At 45.4% G+C, this 4,050-nt stretch carries 5 protein-coding genes; 1 reads left to right on the top strand and 4 read right to left on the bottom strand.

All coding sequences use genetic code 11. The annotated features are described in order from the left end of the window. Both A1D16_RS21305 and A1D16_RS21310 read right to left on the bottom strand, forming a co-directional pair. A partial coding sequence (locus A1D16_RS21305) for a hypothetical protein (RefSeq protein ID WP_290713597.1) occupies positions 1-243 on the bottom strand: 243 nt, incomplete at its 3' end. Then, positions 240-839, bottom strand: coding sequence for a Crp/Fnr family transcriptional regulator (locus A1D16_RS21310; protein WP_290713600.1), 600 nt, complete (start codon positions 837-839; stop codon positions 240-242). The genes A1D16_RS21310 and A1D16_RS21305, both read right to left, overlap by 4 nt. A gap of 103 nt (positions 840-942) precedes the next feature. Between A1D16_RS21310 and A1D16_RS21315 the strand changes: the two genes are divergently transcribed. Beyond that, positions 943-2,178: an isocitrate dehydrogenase (NADP(+)) gene (locus A1D16_RS21315; protein ID WP_290713603.1), complete on the top strand. Its 1,236-nt coding sequence runs from the start codon at positions 943-945 to the stop codon at positions 2,176-2,178. 61 nt (positions 2,179-2,239) lie between these two features. Here the strand turns inward: A1D16_RS21315 and A1D16_RS21320 are convergent, their stop codons facing one another. Beyond that, positions 2,240-2,509, bottom strand: coding sequence for a hypothetical protein (locus A1D16_RS21320; protein ID WP_290713606.1), 270 nt, complete (start codon positions 2,507-2,509; stop codon positions 2,240-2,242). 6 nt (positions 2,510-2,515) lie between these two features. Next, positions 2,516-4,050: hypothetical protein (locus A1D16_RS21325; RefSeq protein ID WP_290713608.1), on the bottom strand; the 1,535-nt coding region annotated here is incomplete at its 5' end.

Genomic DNA, 4,050 nt, shown 5'->3' on the forward strand with positions numbered 1-4,050 from the left:
CTGGAGGGTAATTTCCTTTTTGCCGGATCGGATATACTTACGGGCAATACCAGAGAGGATATAATTAAAGTAGTAATCTACTTCACCAGGCTGAATTAGGAGACTTTTTTTATCAAGTTTTCGTACAATAAAATAAGCTGATAACTGGCTAAACTGTTCTTTAGAGATCCCACAATAGGCATTCATATAACTGAACAATTGCTGCAAGGCAGCCTGATGAAGTGAAGAAGAAGTGGATTTCATGGTTTCTCCTGCCCTCCTTCTACCAGTTGTTTTTTAAAACGGCTGAACGTTTCGGGTTTAATATCCAATAGTGATGCCAGGTATTTCTGCGGTACCCGGGTTAGAAGAGCGGGGTTTTCCTGCACAAAGCGAAGGTAACGTTCCCTGGGGCTGCTGATCATCCGGAAGGTATCATTTCTTTCTTTTACCAGCATCCATTCAAGTATAATGAGTCGACCCATTTTCTCAAAATTGATGCTGTAATCATAAAGCGTATCCATGCTGGATTTGGTGATAAACGCCAGGGTACAGGCTTCCATCGTTTCGATCACAAAATCAGAAGGCACACCAGACAAAAAAGATACAGCCGAACTGATAATATCCCCTTCTTTGGACAGTTGAACGGTAATTTCATCCTGCCCCCTGAAAAAATACTTCCGAACCAAGCCTTTTTCGATAAAATAAGTATGTTGCTCAAGTTCGCCTATACCGGTCAAAACCTGCCTGGGAGCACAGGTCATAATCTGAATATGCTGTTCCAGCAGTTTTTGTTCCGCATCGGTCAGGTCTACAAACCGACCTATATAGTTAAAAACATTCGATCCCGTCCTACTCATAACAGCATAAAATTACTGCAATCCGGCATTTGATATTTTTATCATTTGTATTTTTAGCCAATTGCAGTAGGTTTGCAACCTTGCATCAATAAATCAGGCAACTATGAGTAAAAAAATTAAAGTAGCCAACCCGGTAGTAGAACTGGACGGCGACGAAATGACCAGGATAATCTGGCAATTCATTAAAGACAAGCTGATCCTTCCCTACCTGGAGCTGGACATTAAATATTATGACCTGGGAGTGGAACATCGGGATGCCACCAATGACCAGGTAACAGTAGATGCAGCGAATGCCATCAAGCAGTACGGGGTTGGTATCAAATGCGCCACCATTACACCGGATGAAGCAAGGGTAAAGGAATTTAACCTGAAACAAATGTGGAAAAGCCCCAATGGAACCATCCGTAATATCCTGGATGGCACGGTATTCCGGGAGCCGATCGTAATTAACAATATTCCAAGGCTGGTTACCAACTGGACCGCCCCCATTATTGTGGGACGGCATGCATTTGGTGATCAGTACCGGGCTACCGATACCGTAATCAAAGGAAAAGGTAAGCTTACCATGACCTTTACGCCGGAAGACGGTGGTGAACCACAGGTTTTTGAAGTTTTCAACTTCAAGGGCGACGGAGTTGCCATGACCATGTACAATACAGAAGAAAGTATCATAGGCTTTGCCCGTAGCTGTTTTAACATGGCCCTGAGTAAAAAATGGCCACTTTACCTGTCCACCAAAAACACCATCCTGAAAAAATACGATGGCCGTTTTAAAGACATTTTCGAAGAAATCTATCAAAATGAGTTTAAAACAGCATTTGAAGCAGCCGGTATCGTATACGAGCATCGTTTGATCGATGACATGGTGGCCAGCGCCCTTAAATGGAATGGCAATTTTGTATGGGCATGTAAAAACTACGATGGCGATGTACAGAGTGATACTGTAGCACAGGGCTTCGGTTCCCTGGGCCTGATGACTTCCGTATTGGTTACACCCGATGGTAAAACCCTGGAATCAGAAGCTGCACATGGTACCGTTACCCGGCATTACCGCGATCACCAGGCAGGAAAACCAACTTCAACCAACCCTATTGCTTCCATTTTTGCCTGGACCAGAGGGTTAGCTTTCCGGGGTAAACTGGACAATAACCAGGAACTGATCGATTTTGCCAACGCCCTGGAAGCGGTTTGTATTGAAACCGTTGAAAGCGGTAAAATGACCAAAGATCTGGCCGTTTGTGTGCACGGGAATAAAGTAAAACACGGTGAGCATTTCCTTTATACCCAGGAATTCCTGGATGCCATTGATGAAAATCTCCGTAAAAAACTGGGCGCTTAAGCAGCGCTTACCCGCATAAAAAAAGCGTCTGATCTATCAGACGCTTTTTTTATACAAACTATTATTCCCGGTTGGGTCCGGTTACTCTTTCTCGCTGGGCTTTTTCCGCTTCCAGGCGCTGATACCTGGCCTGGTTTTCACGAGCTATTGCTCTGCGTTTGTTCAACATCACTTCGTATTCTGCCCTGCTTTTACCCGGTTTTTTATAGGGTAAATTGGCTTGTTGAACTTTGAGTTGGGCAGGCGTAAGGCGTTGCTTTTGCTGAGCACTTACCTCCTGCGCCAGGCAGGAGCTTACCAGTAGTCCGGCCAGTATAAGTATATTTTTCATGGTTGATTATTTTACGCTGACTAATACATTTATTTTTCCAATTCCGTTCCCCGAAAAATCGGCCAGGGCCTTTCCCAGAACCTGTCCTACTTTTACCTTATCAGGATCGGCTTTCATGGCTACCCCGGGAATGCTGGAGGTAACAATCAGGTCTCCCCGTTTGATAGCTCCCCCTTCCATACAAACCTTGGTTGGCAGTACACCGATTACACCCATGGGCACTCCTGCACTAAGATCACCTTCGGTAGCATTTTCTTCGGTCAGTAGTAAACCTGGTTTGGTAGCATACACCCCTGCAACAAGGGTGGAATAGGGTCCGCTTGATTTTACCATTTTACGATCATCGGTGGTAGAAATTTCTAAAACATCGCCAGGTTCGTAGGCAGCTCTGTTGCCATCTACACTGAATAACTCGGCCACATCCGCTCCGGAATTGGTAGTACCACCATTAAAGAAGCCGCGCCCGGTTTGATCAATTCTTGCAACCGGCGAACCGCCTGTTTCGAAAATGGCATGATTTGAATTCGCACCAGCTGTACCAATAACTGATTTTATACCTGTACCACCGGTAAATCCTTCTACGTTTACTTCGGCCAGTAAACCGATACCAAAGGGAGCATATCCATGTACACCAGCATAAGAATCATCGTTTCTTCCTACGATAGCCGCAGCTGAACTGGAACCTGTATTACCAAAGATGGCATTTCCTCCAAAACCGCTGAACGCTTCGATGGCGGCTCTGTTAGTATTGTAATTCAGAGCAAAAATACCTGCACCTTCAAAGGAAGTGGCAGTGATACCATCGCCTAATTCACCATACACCAATAATGCTTCTGAAGTATTGGTAGAGTTTTCAATATAAGCCCCTGCCTTTGTATTACTTCTTGCATACAAACCAATTTCATTACTACTGGTGGCATACACACCATTACCAGCAGTTGACTGACCGTAGATACCATGCCCATTTTCAGAAAGACCATATACCCCATTTCCACCACCCCTGTGTCTGCCAAAAACTGCAGATCCTTGTAATGCACCGGTATTTGAAATTTCACCAAATACACCCGCTGCACTTGCTCCTGGGGATGCACTGGTGATTTTACCAGACACACCGGTAGCAGCCGGACCATTGGATGAACTAATACCAGCCAGCGCAGTGCCATTGCCGGAATTAGTTAAAGCAAACATATCACCGGCCACATTAGCGGAACCGGAATAAGGAAAAGTCAATCCTCCACCGCCGGCATTATCGGTACCGGGCTCCCACTGGGTGCCATTGTACTTCAGTACTTGTCCGGCTGTTGGGGCAGTAGCTGCCACGGTTACTCCATTTAATTTACCTACAGTAGGGTTCGGATAAGTACCAGACAGATCACCTCCTGCTGTACCGCTAACAGGCAAAGAAGTAGGAATTACACCCGGCGCAATTTTAGCCGCTGTAATAGCGCCATCCTGTACATTGGCCGTAGCAACGGCGTTGGTAGACAGTTTGGCGTTGGTTACTGAATTGGCGGCAATTTTATTGGAACTAACCGCATTGT

Origin of the sequence: Flavihumibacter sp. CACIAM 22H1, from assembly GCF_001601815.1 — a bacterium.
In the GTDB taxonomy this organism is placed as follows: Bacteria; Bacteroidota; Bacteroidia; order Chitinophagales; family Chitinophagaceae; genus Flavihumibacter.

Coding starts and splice junctions, on each gene's coding strand:
- A1D16_RS21310 (WP_290713600.1), bottom strand. CDS start 839: ATGAGTAGGACGGGATCGAATGTTTTTAACTATATAGGTCGGTTTGTA.
- A1D16_RS21315 (WP_290713603.1), top strand. CDS start 943: ATGAGTAAAAAAATTAAAGTAGCCAACCCGGTAGTAGAACTGGACGGC.
- A1D16_RS21320 (WP_290713606.1), bottom strand. CDS start 2,509: ATGAAAAATATACTTATACTGGCCGGACTACTGGTAAGCTCCTGCCTG.